This is a genomic window from Pseudomonas sp. SWRI111 (genome assembly GCF_014268555.1).
GTDB classification, from domain to species: domain Bacteria; phylum Pseudomonadota; class Gammaproteobacteria; order Pseudomonadales; family Pseudomonadaceae; genus Aquipseudomonas; species Aquipseudomonas hamedanensis.
This window is the reverse complement of record NZ_JABWQQ010000016.1, coordinates 1-13,949: the sequence shown is the minus strand read 5'-3', so window position 1 is coordinate 13,949 and position 13,949 is coordinate 1. Positions and strand designations below refer to the sequence as shown.

12 protein-coding genes and 1 pseudogene are annotated in these 13,949 nt (G+C 61.4%); 2 read left to right on the top strand and 11 right to left on the bottom strand.

Annotated features, from left to right (window positions below; translation table 11 throughout):
- Nucleotides 1–28: 28 nt before the first annotated feature.
- The 4 genes from HU755_RS18330 to prfB all read right to left on the bottom strand — a co-directional run bounded on the left by HU755_RS18330 (nt 29) and on the right by prfB (nt 4,288).
- Nucleotides 29–583, bottom strand: coding sequence for a hypothetical protein (locus tag HU755_RS18330; RefSeq protein ID WP_186635182.1), 555 nt, complete (start codon nt 581–583; stop codon nt 29–31).
- Nucleotides 584–740: 157 nt separating this feature from the next.
- Nucleotides 741–1,454: a TetR/AcrR family transcriptional regulator gene (locus HU755_RS18325; protein ID WP_186551087.1), complete on the bottom strand. Its 714-nt coding sequence runs from the start codon at nt 1,452–1,454 to the stop codon at nt 741–743.
- A gap of 105 nt (nt 1,455–1,559) precedes the next feature.
- Entirely contained in the window at nt 1,560–3,062 is a 1,503-nt protein-coding gene (gene lysS, locus HU755_RS18320) for a lysine--tRNA ligase (RefSeq protein WP_186551088.1), read from the bottom strand.
- A 130-nt stretch (nt 3,063–3,192) separates the two neighbouring features.
- A protein-coding gene (gene prfB, locus HU755_RS18315; protein ID WP_099758102.1) for a peptide chain release factor 2 occupies nt 3,193–4,288 on the bottom strand; the annotation gives its coding sequence in 2 pieces (ribosomal slippage) (nt 3,193–4,215 and nt 4,217–4,288; 1,095 coding nt in all).
- A gap of 123 nt (nt 4,289–4,411) precedes the next feature.
- Here prfB and HU755_RS27530 point away from each other — a divergent pair.
- A pseudogene (locus HU755_RS27530) lies at nt 4,412–4,501 on the top strand (DUF4381 domain-containing protein); the annotation flags it as partial.
- A 13-nt stretch (nt 4,502–4,514) separates the two neighbouring features.
- Here the strand turns inward: HU755_RS27530 and HU755_RS18310 are convergent.
- Genes HU755_RS18310 through HU755_RS18280 form a run of 7 tightly spaced genes read right to left on the bottom strand, consistent with a single transcriptional unit; the run spans nt 4,515 to nt 12,945 of the window.
- Complete coding sequence (locus HU755_RS18310) at nt 4,515–5,516, bottom strand: PleD family two-component system response regulator (RefSeq protein ID WP_186635179.1); 1,002 nt, start codon at nt 5,514–5,516, stop codon at nt 4,515–4,517.
- Nucleotides 5,517–5,564: 48 nt separating this feature from the next.
- On the bottom strand, nt 5,565–6,575 hold the full coding sequence (locus tag HU755_RS18305; RefSeq protein ID WP_186621224.1) for a chemotaxis response regulator protein-glutamate methylesterase: 1,011 nt from the start codon (nt 6,573–6,575) through the stop codon (nt 5,565–5,567).
- Complete coding sequence (locus HU755_RS18300; RefSeq protein ID WP_186635176.1) at nt 6,572–8,842, bottom strand: hybrid sensor histidine kinase/response regulator; 2,271 nt, start codon at nt 8,840–8,842, stop codon at nt 6,572–6,574. The genes HU755_RS18305 and HU755_RS18300 overlap by 4 nt, the downstream gene beginning before the upstream one ends.
- Complete coding sequence (locus tag HU755_RS18295; protein ID WP_186635173.1) at nt 8,839–9,522, bottom strand: chemotaxis protein CheW; 684 nt, start codon at nt 9,520–9,522, stop codon at nt 8,839–8,841. Before HU755_RS18295 ends, HU755_RS18300 begins: the two co-directional genes overlap by 4 nt.
- Nucleotides 9,519–10,790, bottom strand: coding sequence for a CheR family methyltransferase (locus tag HU755_RS18290; RefSeq protein WP_186635170.1), 1,272 nt, complete (start codon nt 10,788–10,790; stop codon nt 9,519–9,521). The genes HU755_RS18295 and HU755_RS18290 overlap by 4 nt, the downstream gene beginning before the upstream one ends.
- On the bottom strand, nt 10,787–11,323 hold the full coding sequence (locus HU755_RS18285; RefSeq protein ID WP_186635167.1) for a chemotaxis protein CheW: 537 nt from the start codon (nt 11,321–11,323) through the stop codon (nt 10,787–10,789). Before HU755_RS18285 ends, HU755_RS18290 begins: the two co-directional genes overlap by 4 nt.
- Complete coding sequence (locus tag HU755_RS18280) at nt 11,323–12,945, bottom strand: methyl-accepting chemotaxis protein (protein WP_186621234.1); 1,623 nt, start codon at nt 12,943–12,945, stop codon at nt 11,323–11,325. The genes HU755_RS18285 and HU755_RS18280 overlap by 1 nt, the downstream gene beginning before the upstream one ends.
- A 618-nt stretch (nt 12,946–13,563) precedes the next feature.
- Here HU755_RS18280 and HU755_RS18275 point away from each other — a divergent pair.
- Nucleotides 13,564–13,949 (top strand): Hcp family type VI secretion system effector (locus tag HU755_RS18275; RefSeq protein ID WP_186635164.1); only part of this gene is annotated, 386 nt, incomplete at its 3' end.

Below are 13,949 nucleotides of genomic sequence, written 5' to 3'. Positions count from 1 at the left end.
ACTCCTGTAGAAAACGTGACGTACTGAATTATTGGCCGCGCGCCTGGCGTTGATAGCGCACGGCTTCGACGAAGACATCGGAATTGGCCGGATCGTCGAGGTAAGCAAAGACCTTGTCGAGATTGCTGTCGACGTGCATGCCGTCGCCGTCATCGGTCTGGAAGGCTTGACCACTCAGGGCTTGCTGTTTGATGGCTTGATTGATCTGGTCGAGGTCGAGGTTGTAGACCACCAGTTCGTGCGTGTCAGTCAGCTCGAAACCGGCGATGGTGAAGTGGCCGCCGTATTGCGCCGGGACTTTTGCCGACAGATACCAGCGGCTGCCGTGGCGCGACACGGTGAACGGGTAGGCTTCGCGCTCGCGCGGTTTGGCCTTGAAATACGTGACGGCCTGATAACGATCCTTGCCGACGCGGGTCAGCTCAAGGTTCATCGGCTCGCCCCAGGCGTTGATGCTCGACCATGTACCGAGCAGGCCGTTGGGCGCCGATTCATGGGCCGGCAGTGGTTCCTTGAACGTCACCAGGCAGCCACTGATCAGCAGCAACGACAGGGCCATCAGCACGCCACGCCAGGGTTTCATTCCAGACTCCTTATGAACATTCGCCGCCCTGAACATCGCCACATTATCCTGTGGGAGCGAGCCTGCTTGCGAAAGCGGTGTGTCAGGCAACAAAGATGTTGAATGTCAGACCGCATTCGCGAGCAGGCTCGCTCCCACAGGGTGAAGCAACAGCGGATTACACCGACGCCAGGACGAGGTGCATATACCGCGTCAGAATCCCGAGCATGTCCTCTTCGGCCAAAGGCTCTGCGTCGTTGAGCAGGCCCTGATATTCCATCCGTCCGATAATCGCCGTCAACACTTTGGCATCCTGTTGCGGTTCACGCGAGCCCAAGACCTGAAACAACTGGCAGGTGCCCTGCAACAGAATCTGCTGATGGGAGCGCACCAGCAGCGCCAGACGCGGGTTGAGCAGCGCTTCCTGGCGGAAGGCCTGCTCGGCCATCAGGTGCTCGCGGCGGTTGACCAGTTGGCGGTGAACGTAGTCGGCCATCAGCCGCGCGATATCGTCGGCCAGTTGCGAGCGCGACTCGGGGCTGCCGTCGCCGCTGACCACCATCTCACGCAGCAGGCCTTCATTGTTGATCCACAACTTGGCCATGTAGGCCGCACTGCGTTCAACGTACTGCGCGAAGGTGTCGGTGAGCAGGTCATCGATGTCCTTGAAGTAATACGTTGTTGCCGACAGTGGCACACCGGCCTCGGCCGCCACCGCGCGATGACGCACGGCACGCACGCCGTCGCGCACGACAATGCGCATCGCCGCATCGAGAATGTCCTGGCGACGCTGCTCACTGCCCTGTCGGCTGGCCTTGCGGCCCTGGTACTGAACACTTTCAGCGACCGCAGTGGCGATACCCGCTGCACCTTCTTGAGCTATTGCACCCATCACGACAGCACTTCCTCTGCTATTTGCAAATTAACCAAGTGATACATTTGTACCAGACAGGCAATAAAAAGCCGCCTGTTTTAGGCGGCTTTTTAACTGAAACGTTTACGCTTGCGGTCGCATGTGCGGGAACAGGATCACATCGCGGATCGACGGCGAGTTGGTCAGCAGCATCACCAGACGGTCGATGCCGATACCCTCGCCGGCGGTTGGCGGCATGCCGTATTCCAGCGCCCGCACGAAGTCGGCGTCGTAGTGCATGGCTTCGTCGTCGCCAGCGTCCTTGTCGGCGACCTGCGCCATGAAGCGCTCAGCCTGGTCTTCGGCGTCGTTCAACTCGGAATAGGCGTTGGCGATTTCACGGCCGCCGATGAACAGCTCGAAACGGTCGGTGACGTTCGGGTTGTCGTCGTTGCGACGCGCCAGCGGCGACACTTCGAACGGGTACTGGGTGATGAAGTGTGGCTGCTCCAGCTTGTGCTCGACCAGTTCTTCGAAAATCATCACCTGAAGTTTGCCCAGACCTTCGAAGCCCAGCACCTTGGCGCCGGCCTTCTTGGCGATGGCGCGAGCCTTGTCGATGTCGTTCAGATCATCGGCGGTCAGCTCAGGGTTGTACTTGAGGATCGAATCGAACACCGACAGGCGCACGAACGGCTCGCCGAAGTGGAACACCTTGTCGCCGTACGGCACGTCGGTGCTGCCCAGTACCAGCTGCGCCAGCTCGCGGAACAGTTCTTCGGTCAGGTCCATGTTGTCTTCGTAATCGGCGTACGCCTGATAGAACTCCAACATGGTGAATTCAGGGTTGTGACGGGTCGAAACGCCTTCGTTACGGAAGTTGCGGTTGATCTCGAAGACTTTCTCGAAACCGCCGACCACCAGGCGCTTGAGGTACAGCTCCGGGGCGATGCGCAGGAACATTTCCATGTCCAGTGCATTGTGGTGGGTTTCGAACGGCTTGGCCGCGGCGCCGCCGGGAATGGTCTGCAGCATCGGCGTTTCGACTTCAAGGAAGTCGCGCTTCATCAGGAAGCTGCGGATGTGCGCGATCACCTGCGAGCGCACGCGGAAGGTCTGGCGCACGTCTTCGTTGACGATCAGGTCGACGTAACGCTGGCGGTAGCGCTGTTCGGTGTCGGTCAGGCCGTGGTGCTTGTCCGGCAGCGGGCGCAGCGACTTGGTCAGCAGGCGCACGTTGGTCATTTCGACGTACAGGTCGCCCTTGCCGGAACGCGCCAGGGTGCCTTCGGCGGCAATGATGTCGCCCATGTCCCAGGTTTTCACCGCGGCCAGGGTTTCTTCAGGCAGGGTTTTACGATTGACGTAGACCTGAATGCGACCAGTCATGTCCTGGATCACCATGAACGAGCCACGGTTGAGCATGATGCGACCGGCAACCTTGACCGGGATTGCAGCCTCGGCCAGCTCTTCCTTGGTCTTGTCCGCGTACTGTTTCTGCAGTGCATCGCAGTAGTGATCGCGGCGGAAGTCGTTCGGGAAGGCGTTGCCCTTTGCGCGCTCGGCAGCAAGCTTTTCCTTGCGCAGGGCGATCAGGGAGTTTTCTTCCTGTTGCAGGGCTTGCGGGTCGAGTTGTAGGTCGCTCATGTCTTTAAGTATTCCATCAGGTTCATTGCCCCCGCGCCCTGCGGCCCGGGGATCGCTCAGCAGGGACCAGGCGTCCCCCTGAGCTCCTACAGTGATCGAGTCGAATCGGTCGATCCTGTGTTGGCGTCTGTTACAGGCCCGATTTCAGGCTGGCTTCCAGGTATTCGTCGATATCGCCGTCGAGTACCTTGTCGCAATCGCTGCGTTCAATGTTGGTGCGCAGGTCCTTGATCCGCGACGCGTCGAGCACGTAGGAGCGGATCTGATGACCCCAGCCGATGTCGGACTTGGTGTCTTCAAGCGCCTGCGACGCAGCGTTGCGCTTCTGCATTTCCTGCTCGTACAACTTGGCCCGCAGCATTTTCATCGCGGTGTCCTTGTTGGCGTGCTGGGAACGCTCGTTCTGGCAGCTGACCACGGTGTTGGTCGGTACGTGGGTGATACGTACGGCCGAGTCGGTGGTGTTAACGTGCTGACCACCGGCACCGGAGGAACGATAGGTGTCGATCCGCAGGTCTGCCGGGTTGATTTCGATTTCCACCTTGTCGTCGATCTCTGGCGAGACGAACACCGCGGAGAACGAGGTATGGCGACGGTTGCCGGAATCGAACGGGCTTTTGCGCACCAGACGGTGCACGCCGATCTCGGTACGCAGCCAGCCAAAGGCGTATTCGCCCTTGATGTGCACGGTCGCGCCTTTGATCCCGGCGACTTCACCGGCCGACAGTTCCATGATGGTCGCGTCGAAACCGCGTTTGTCGGCCCAGCGCAGGTACATGCGCAGCAGGATGTTGGCCCAGTCCTGCGCTTCGGTACCGCCGGAGCCGGCCTGGATGTCCAGGTAGGCGTTGTTCGGGTCCATTTCATGGCTGAACATGCGGCGGAATTCGAGCTTGGCCAGATTTTCCTCGAGACGGGCCAGTTCGGCGACGACATCGCCCACTGCGCCTTCGTCGTTTTCTTCGACGGCCATGTCCAGCAAGTCGCGGCAATCGGCCAGACCGCCGTTCAGTTCGTCGAGGGTATCGACGATCTGCGCCAGCGCGGCACGCTCGCGGCCCAGCTCCTGGGCGTATTCAGGTTTGTTCCAGACACTCGGATCTTCAAGCTCGCGATTGACTTCGGTCAGACGCTCATGCTTTTGATCGTAGTCAAAGATACCCCCGAATAGTTTCGGAGCGCTCGGACAGGTCCTTGATGGTGTTCAGGATCGGGTTGATTTCCATGACGGGCAGCACTCGTTGGCGAACTTTTGAAAGCCGGCGAGTATAACGTAAACAGGCTGTCGCGGCAGCCCGTCTAGCGGGTGTGGGGGCGATTCACTTGCCATGGCCTGATGCAGATTCCTTGTGGGAGCGGGCTTGCTCGCGAAAGCGGCGTGTCAGGCGACATCAATGCTGAATGACACACCGTATTCGCGAGCAAGCCCGCTCCCACAAGGGTATCGCGTCGCTATTCAATCCCGACCTGATTACGCCCGTTGTTCTTCGCCAGATACAACCCGCGATCCGCCGCCGAAATCAGCAACCGGCAATCACTGCCCGCCTGCGGCACCATGGTCGCCAGGCCGATGCTGATGGTCAGGTTCGAACCTTCGGCCGGGGTGTTGTGTGGAATATTCAATGCCGCCACGGTCTGGCGCAGCTTCTCTGCCAACAGCCGCGCACCGCCCGGCGAGGTGTTCGGCAACACCAGCACAAATTCCTCACCGCCGTAACGCGCCGGCAGATCAGACGGCCGCGCACTGGCATCACGAATGGCCGTGGCGACCTTGCGCAGCGCCTCGTCACCCTCGACGTGGCCAAAACTGTCGTTGTACGACTTGAAGTAATCGACGTCGATCATCAGCAATGACAGCTGGCTCTGATCGCGCAACGAACGGCGCCACTCCAGCTCCAGGTATTCGTCGAAGTGCCGGCGGTTGGACAGCCCGGTCAGGCCATCGGAGTTCATCAACCGTTGCAGCACCAGGTTGGTGTCGAGCAGTTGCTGCTGACTGACCCGCAACGCGCGGTACGCCGCATCGCGTTGCAACAAGGTCATGTAGGAGCGCGAGTGGTAACGGATGCGCGCGACCAGTTCGATGGTGTCTGGCAGCTTCACCAGATAGTCGTTGGCCCCGGCGGAGAACGCCGCACTCTTGATCAGCGGGTCTTCCTTGGTCGACAGGACAATGATCGGGATGTCCTTGGTCGCCGGGTGGTTGCGATACTCACGCACCAGGCTCAGGCCGTCGAGGCCGGGCATCACCAGATCCTGCAGGATCACCGTCGGTTTGATGCGCACCGCCTGAGCGATGGCCTGTTGTGGGTCGGAGCAAAAGTGGAAGTCGATGTTTTCCTGGTTCGACAGCCCACGGCGCACGGCTTCGCCGATCATCGCCTGATCGTCTACCAACAACACCATGGCGGCGTTTTCGTCGGTTTTAATGTCGTCGATCTGTAAATCATTCATGGGCGGTCACCTGAGTACTGCGGGGGCCAGGATTGCGGATAAGCCTGTTCATTGAGGGAAAATCTCGAGCAATCGTGGCGCTATCTTTTCCAGAGGGCGGATCTCCACCGCGGCATCAATCGCCGCGGCGGCCTTGGGCATGCCGTATACCGCACTGCTGTGCTGGTCCTGCGCGATGGTCAAATAGCCCTGCTGACGCATGAGCTTAAGCCCTTGGGCGCCATCGCGCCCCATTCCGGTCAACAAAACGCCGACCGCGTCGCCATTCCAGTAACTGGCGACACTCTCGAAAAATACGTCGATGGAAGGGCGATAAATCTCGTTGACCGGCTCGGCGGTGTAGGCCAGCGTGCCGTTTTTCAATAAACGAATATGGTGATTGGTCCCGGCCAGCAGCACCGCACCGCTTTGCGGCGGCTCGCCTTCGCGGGCCAGGCGCACATCCAGGCCACTGGCACTGGCCAGCCATTCGGCCATGCCGGCGGCGAACACCTGATCGACATGCTGCACCAGCACAATCGCCGCCGAGAAATTGTTTGGCAGGCCTTTGAGCAGCACTTCGAGCGCAGCCGGCCCACCGGCGGACGAACCGATGGCGACCAACCGCTGGCGTGAAGCCGAACTGCGTTGAGCGGGCGGTGCCGGGCGCGATCGCGGCGGTTTCTCGCCGATCAGCCAGCCGATATTAAGGATTTTGCGCAGTAGCGGCGCCGCAGCTTCCTGAGCGTTGCCGGCGCCCAGAGCCGGGGTGTCGACCACGTCCAGGGCGCCGTGGCCCATGGCTTCGAACACCCGGTGCACGTTCTGCTGGCGGTCGACCGTGACGATGACGATCGCGCACGGCGTGTCGGCCATGATCCGGCGCGTGGCTTCAACGCCATCCATGATCGGCATGATCAGGTCCATCAGAATCAGGTCCGGCGTGTATTCGGCGCAGCGTTGCACCGCCTCGGCGCCGTTGCTCGCGACCCAGACCACCTGATGCGAAGGCTCGAAGGCCAGCGCTCGACGCAGGGCCTCCACCGCCATTGGCATGTCGTTGACGATTGCGATCCTCATGCCCGCGCTCCCCCGATGAGCTCGACCACTGCATCGAGCAGGGCGTCGTCATGAAAACTGGCTTTGGCTAGATAATAGTCGGCGCCGGCGTCCAGTCCACGGCGCCGGTCTTCTTCACGATCCTTATAAGACACGACCATCACCGGCAGCGATTGCAGACGGCTGTCGCGGCGCAACAGCGTGACCAGTTCGATGCCGTCCATGCGCGGCATGTCGATGTCAGTGATCAGCAGATCAAAGTTTTCCGAACGCAGCGCGTTCCAGCCGTCCATGCCGTCCACCGCGACCGCGACGTCGTAGCCGCGATTGAGCAGCAGCTTGCGTTGCAGTTCGCGCACGGTCAGCGAGTCGTCGACCACCAGCACCCGCTTGCGTGCAGCCTCCGCGGCCTGGTTGCCATGGCGGGCGATGCGTTCCAGGCGGCCGGTATTGAGCAACTTGTCCACCGAACGCAGCATGTCCTCGACATCGACGATCAGCACCACCGAACCGTCATCAAGGAGGGCACCGGCGGAGATGTCCTGAACCTTGCCCAGACGCTCGTCCAGCGGCAACACCACCAGCGTGCGCTCGCCGACGAAGCGTTCGACCGCCACGCCATAAATCGCCTCGCGCTCGCGGATGACCACGACTTTCAGGGTATCGCCGGCGTTCTGACTGGCCGGGCGATTGAGCAACTGGCTGGCGGCAACCAGCCCGACATGCCGGCCTTCGTGCCAGAAATGCTGGCGGCCTTCCACTTGCACGATGTCTTCGGGCTGCAGATCGCACATGCGTTCAATATGCGCCAGCGGAAAGGCATAGGCCTCTTCGCCGACTTCTACCACCAGACTGCGCACCACCGACAGCGTCAGAGGTACTTCCAGATGGAAACGACTGCCCTCGCCCGCCGTCTGCTCCAGCACCACCGCCCCGCGCAACTCGCGGACCATGTGCTGAACGGCATCAAGGCCGACGCCACGCCCGGAGACTTCGGTGACTTTGTCGCGCAGGCTGAATCCCGGCAGAAACAGGAACGTCAGCAGCTCCTCTTCACTCAATTGCGCAGCAGTTTCAGCGGGGGACAACTGCCGTTCGACGATGCTGCGGCGGACTTTTTCCAGATCGACGCCATGGCCGTCATCGCTCAATTCCAGCATCAGCAGACCGGCCTGATGGGAGGCGCGCAGGCGGATCACCCCCTCCTCCGGTTTGCCCTTGAGCACACGCTGCTCCGGGGTTTCGATGCCGTGATCGACGGCGTTGCGCAGCAAATGGGTCAGCGGCGCTTCGAGCTTTTCCAGCACGTCGCGGTCGACCTGGGTTTTCTCGCCTTCGATCTCCAGGCGCACCTGTTTGCCGAGGCTGCGACCCAAGTCGCGCACCATGCGTGCCTGCCCGCTCAACACGTCGGCGAACGGGCGCATGCGGCAGGCCAGCGCGGTGTCGTAGAGCACTTGCGCGCGCTGGCTGGCCTGCCAGGCGAACTCGTCGAGTTCGGCGTTCTTCTCGCTGAGCAATTGCTGCGACTCGGCGAGCAGGCGCCGCGCATCCTCCAGCGACTCGAGCGCTTCCAGGCTCAGCGCATGTTCCTTCAAATGAACGTTGAGGTTTTCCAGGGCGCGCAGGCCGTTGTTCTGCATGCGTTTGAGACGCTGCATGGTCGCCAGATGCGGTTTGAGGCGCTGGGTTTCCACCAGCGATTTGCTCGACAGATCGAGCAGGCTATTCAGGCGTTCAGCGGTAACGCGCAACACGCGCTCGCCGCCTTCGGTGGTGCGCTTGTTTTTGCGCGGTGCCGGCTCTGTGGGCTCGTCAACCATGGGCGCTGACGCTATTGGCGCTGGCTCGACTGGCAACTCAGCCATCGGCTGCGCGGCAACGACAACGGCTGTCGCAGATGGATCGAGCAAGCGCCCCATCAGCGCCACATAGGCTTCGATGTCTGATGGCTGCGGCGCGCTGGCCGGCGTGGCGATACGCATCAGCAGGTCGGTGCCTTGCAGCAACGCGTCGATGTGCTCGGGACGCAGCAATAAACGACCTTCCTGCGCACTGACCAGACAATCTTCCATGACATGCGCGACGCTGACGCCGCTGTCGATACCGACGATCCGCGCCGCGCCCTTGAGCGAGTGCGCCGCGCGCATGCACGATTCCAGTTGATCGGCCTGGGTCGGGTTGCGCTCCAGCGCCAACAGCCCGGCGCTGAGCACCTGGGTCTGGGCCTCGGCTTCGAGGCTGAACAGTTCGAGCAGAGAGGCGTCGCGCATTTGCTCGGGGGTCATGTCAGGCTCCGGGTCACCGCGGACAACAGCTGTTCTTCATCCAGCCAGCGCAGACTGCGACCGCGATATTGCAGAACACCACGGGTGTATTTGGCACTGGCCTGCGCGCCGGATTGCGACGCGGCATCGAGGATGCGTTCGTCGATGGCATGAATACCGTCGACCTCATCCACCGGTACCACCACTGGCCCGCCATGGGCGGCGATGATCAGCATGCGCGGCATCACACGCCCGCCGCTGGCCGGCGCAACGCTGCCGTCGAGGTCAAGCAGTTCCACCAGCGACAGGCAGGCAACCAGCGCGCCACGCACATTGGCCACGCCAAGCAAAGCGCGCGAGCGCTGATGCGGCAGCGAATGAATCGCCTGTAGCGGCGCGACTTCGACAAGGCTGCGCGTGGCCAGTCCGAGCCATTCCTCGCCGAGGCGGAACATCAGCAGCGAGCGGGTTTTGACGTTGGTTTCGACTTGGGTGGCCACCGCATCGCGTTGGTCCTGCTGCAATGAATAACGGTCGAGCAGGCGCGTGGCGGCGGCGGAATACACCGAGCAGTTGCGGCAATGGATGTGCTCTTCCAGCAACGGGCAAGACTTGTCGCCATGGATGCCGATGCGGTTCCAGCAATCGTCGATGGCCCGGGCGTCTTCGTGGGTAACGTTCAAGGTGTCGGACGCGTTCATCGTTTACGCTCACTGTCGGCGGTGCGCCCGCTGCGGGCGGCGCGCTCCTGCAATCGTCGGGCACCCGCCGTGTCGCCCTGGGCCTGCATCAACGCGGCCAAGTGCATCAGCGCTTCGGGGTGTTGCGGTTCGAGGTACAAAGCCTTGCGATAGAACCCCTGCGCTTCGAGGCTCAGACCGGAGACATCGCTGAGCAGGCCGAGCCAGTAAAATACCTGTGCCACCGGCTCATGGCTGCGCAGATACTGCTCGCACGCGGCACGGGCCTCAGCGCTTTTGCCTTCGTTGGCCAGTGCGGCGATCTGGGCCAGCAACGTTGCGGCTTCCGGGTTGGCGGTTTTTTTCGTCACAGGCAAAGCGGTCACTGCGGTGAACGGCCGGTTGCGCACTGGCGCTGGCGGCGTGCTGCGCAGTGGTTGGCTGTGCGGCACGGCAACCGGCTTGGGCGTCGGCAGCGGTTCGGGGTGCGGCTCGCTGTGACGGCTGAAGGCGAACGACTGTGGAATGCCGATCGAGCGCATGCCCAGGCGCCCGAGCAGGCTCCCCTCGGCCGGGCCGATAAACAGCACGCCGTCGACATGGGTCAGGCGCTTAAGCACTTCGAACACTTGCTTCTGCGTCGGCTGGTCGAAATAGATCAGCAGGTTGCGGCAGAACACGAAATCGAAGGCTGGCTCGTTCGCCAACAACGTCGGATCGAGGACATTGCCGACCTGCCAGCGCACTTGTTCGCGAACGTATTCGTTGACCCGGTGGCCGTCCTGCTCCGGCATGAAATGCCGCTCGCGAAACTGCAAATCCTGCCCACGAAACGAGTTTTTGCCGTAAACAGCGCGGCGCGCCTTATCCACCGACAACGGGCTGATGTCCATGCCGTCGACCTTGAACTGATGCGGCTTGAGCCCGGCATCGAGCAAGGCCATCGCGATTGAATAAGGTTCTTCGCCGGTCGAGCACGGCAGGCTGAGAATGCGCAACGCGCGCATGTTGTTCAATTCGGCGAGACGTTGGCGGGCCAGTTTTCCCAAGGTGGCGAAGGACTCCGGGTAACGGAAAAACCAAGTCTCGGGGACGATGACCGCTTCGATCAACGCCTGCTGCTCATCCCGCGAGCCTTGCAGCAAATACCAATACTCATCGGCGTGCGCCGCTTGCGACAGCGTCGTGCGTTGGCGCACGGCACGCTCGATGATCGCCGCGCCCACCGAAGCGACATCCAGGCCGATGCGTTCCTTGAGGAAATCGAAAAAGCGCTGATCGCTGCTCATGACTGCGCCTCAAGCTGCGCCGGGTCCAGCGGCGGATCGGGGAAGAGCAAGGCGCATACCGATTCATCAAGCAAGTCACTGACCCGCACCCACTGCACCAGTCCGTGCGCGTCCTCGCGCACCGGACCGAGGTAAGGCGCCTCGCGGTTGTCGAGGCCGTAGGGCTGAAAATCCTCGGGATGACAGCGCAGGGTATCGGTGGCCTGTTCCAGGATCAGCCCCAGCCATTGCGCCGATTGCGTGGCGTTCGGGCGATAGTGCACCAGCACCAGCCGGGTGCTGGTACGCGCCTCGGCAGGTTGGCCAAAGGTCAGCGCGCTGAGGTCGATCACCGGCACCACTGCGCCGCGATAGGCGAACACGCCCGCCACCCACTGCGGCGCCCGGGCGATCGGTTTCAATGGCAGGCGCGGCAATACTTCCGCCACTTCGGTGGCGCGCAGGGCATAGCGTTCGCTGCCGATGCGAAACAGCAGGAACAACGCCTGCTTCGCCACTGGCGCAACGCCGCGTTTGGCGATGATGTCGCTCATCAGACTTTGAATCGCGAGACGCCGCTGCGCAGCCCGACGGCCACCTGGCTCAGTTCATCGATGGCGAAACTGGCCTGACGCAACGATTCGACAGTCTGGCTGCTGGCATCGCCCAACTGCACCAGCGCATGGTTGATCTGCTCGGCGCCGGTGGCCTGTGCCTGCATGCCTTCGTTGACCATCAACACCCGCGGCGCCAGCGCCTGCACCTGATGGATGATCTGCGACAACTGCTCGCCGACCTGCTGCACCTCGGACATGCCCCGACGCACTTCTTCGGAGAACTTGTCCATGCCCATCACCCCGGCCGATACCGCCGACTGGATCTCGCGCACCATCTGTTCGATGTCGTAAGTGGCGACGGCGGTCTGATCTGCCAGACGCCGCACTTCAGTGGCAACCACGGCAAAACCGCGACCGTATTCGCCGGCCTTCTCGGCTTCGATCGCCGCATTGAGCGACAGCAGGTTGGTCTGGTCGGCAACTTTGACGATCGTCACCACCACCTGATTGATGTTGCCGGCCTTCTCGTTGAGGATTGCCAGTTTGGCGTTGACCAGATCCGCCGCGCCCATCACCGAATGCATGGTGTCTTCCATGCGCGCCAGGCCCTGCTGACCGGAGCCGGCGAGTACAGAGGCCTGATCAGCGGCGGTGGAAACTTCGGTCATGGTGCGCACCAGATCCCGCGAGGTGGCGGCGATTTCCCGGGACGTTGCGCCGATCTCGGTGGTGGTGGCCGCGGTTTCGGTGGCGGTGGCTTGCTGTTGCTTGGAGGTCGCGGCGATCTCGGTGACGGAGGTGGTCACCTGCACCGACGAGCGCTGCGCCTGGGACACCAGCGACGTCAGCTCGGTCATCATGTCGTTGAAGCCGGTTTCCACCGCGCCGAATTCGTCCTTGCGGTCGAGGTTCAAGCGCGAGCTGAGGTCGCCGGTGCGCATGATGTCGAGGATTGTCACAATACGGTTCATCGGCGCCATGATGGCGCGCATCAACAGCAGGCCGCACAGACCGGCAACCAGTACGGCGACCAGCAAAGAGACGATCATGCTGACTTTGGCTGCCGCTACGGCATCGTCGATATTGGCCATGGCGTTATCGGCGACAACTTTGTTCTCGCCAATGATGTCGTTGAGTTTCATTCGCCCGCTGTACCACGCCGGGGTCAGTTTTTCGTTAAACAGCTTGATGGCATCGGCTTCCAGATTGCGACGGTGCAAGTCCAGCACAGCGTCTTGAATCTGAATGTAGGTGTCATGGTATTTCTCGAACAGGGCGAACTCGGAACGGTCCTCGTCAGTGGCCATGGTCTTGCGATAATTGGCCATCTGATCTTGCAGACGCGCCTCGAAGGCCTTGTAGTCCGCCGCATCCTCGCTGGAAATGCCCTGGCCTTCCTTGAGGCCCAGCAGTTCCTGGGTCTGCAGGTAGCTGTCGACCCACGCGCCACGGATCATCGAGCTGTAATAGACACCGGGAATCGCATCGTCACGCACGCTGTTTTCGCTGGCTTCAATCTTCAACAGCCGCGAATAGGACAGCACCACCATCAGCAACATGATGGCGATAATCACCGCAAAGCTCGCCAAAATGCGTTGGCGCAACGTCCAGTTCTTCACAGTGAATCCTCGTACCTGATCGAAATGCGGGGAGTATAGCCGAGCGCGCTGTTTCATTTATAAGACGCTTTCTAACTTGGCGACTCCCACAGGTTTCGCGGATGAAACTCGAATTCGGGGCATACCAAAAATCCCCTGTAGGAGTGAGCCTGCTCGCGATAGCGGTTTACCAGCCGCCAACGATTTGCCTGAACCGCCGCCTTCGCGAGCAAGCTCGCTCCCACAGGTTTTTCGGTGAACCCGGGCTTTCGGGCAAACCACACATCCCCTGTGGGAGCGAGCCTGCTCGCGAAGCAAACACCTCGGTCCCGGCCAATGCCCAACTGCGCAAGAAGTTGCGCAGTAGGTCGTAATATTTCGGGGGTAAATTGCGCTGTAGCCCTTATGGGACAAGGCCTGCAGCCAAGTGCGCAAGAAGTTGCGCAGTACTGCGCAACTTCTTGCGCACTTTTCACCGTTTGGCAGGGTGAAAACACTCCAGATTTGAAGTTAACAACCCTCAGGCGCCCACCCGCCGGGCACTTCACCAAACCTGGCACGCTCCTTGATACCCCTCAGCCACCCACCGGGCGATTTCGCCTCCGGGCCCTTAACTTTATTCCGCAAGGAGAGCACCCCATGGCAACACCAGCGTACATGTCGGTTACCGGCGAAAAACAAGGCCTGATCACTGCCGGCGCCTTCACCGCCGACTCCGTTGGCAACACCTACCAGGAAGGTCACGAAGACCAGGTCATGGTTCAGGCGTTCACCCACGACGTGATCATCCCGCGTGACCCGCAATCCGGTCAGCCAACCGGTCAGCGCGTACACAAGCCAGTCGTGATCACCAAGGTCTACGACAAGGCTTCGCCTCTGCTGCAAGCCGCACTGACTTCCGGCGAGCGCATGAGCGAGATCGTTATCCAGTGGTACCGCACTTCGGCGCAAGGCACCCAAGAGCACTACTACACCACCAAACTGGAAGACGCGATCATCGTCGCCATCAACAACAAAATGCACAA

Excerpts from the sequence above, each read along its gene's own strand:
- HU755_RS18330 (WP_186635182.1), bottom strand. The coding sequence starts at position 583 with ATGAAACCCTGGCGTGGCGTGCTGATGGCCCTGTCGTTGCTGCTGATC.
- HU755_RS18325 (WP_186551087.1), bottom strand. The coding sequence starts at position 1,454 with ATGGGTGCAATAGCTCAAGAAGGTGCAGCGGGTATCGCCACTGCGGTC.
- lysS (WP_186551088.1), bottom strand. The coding sequence starts at position 3,062 with ATGAGCGACCTACAACTCGACCCGCAAGCCCTGCAACAGGAAGAAAAC.
- HU755_RS18310 (WP_186635179.1), bottom strand. The coding sequence starts at position 5,516 with ATGAATGATTTACAGATCGACGACATTAAAACCGACGAAAACGCCGCC.
- HU755_RS18305 (WP_186621224.1), bottom strand. The coding sequence starts at position 6,575 with ATGAGGATCGCAATCGTCAACGACATGCCAATGGCGGTGGAGGCCCTG.
- HU755_RS18300 (WP_186635176.1), bottom strand. The coding sequence starts at position 8,842 with ATGACCCCCGAGCAAATGCGCGACGCCTCTCTGCTCGAACTGTTCAGC.
- HU755_RS18295 (WP_186635173.1), bottom strand. The coding sequence starts at position 9,522 with ATGAACGCGTCCGACACCTTGAACGTTACCCACGAAGACGCCCGGGCC.
- HU755_RS18290 (WP_186635170.1), bottom strand. The coding sequence starts at position 10,790 with ATGAGCAGCGATCAGCGCTTTTTCGATTTCCTCAAGGAACGCATCGGC.
- HU755_RS18285 (WP_186635167.1), bottom strand. The coding sequence starts at position 11,323 with ATGAGCGACATCATCGCCAAACGCGGCGTTGCGCCAGTGGCGAAGCAG.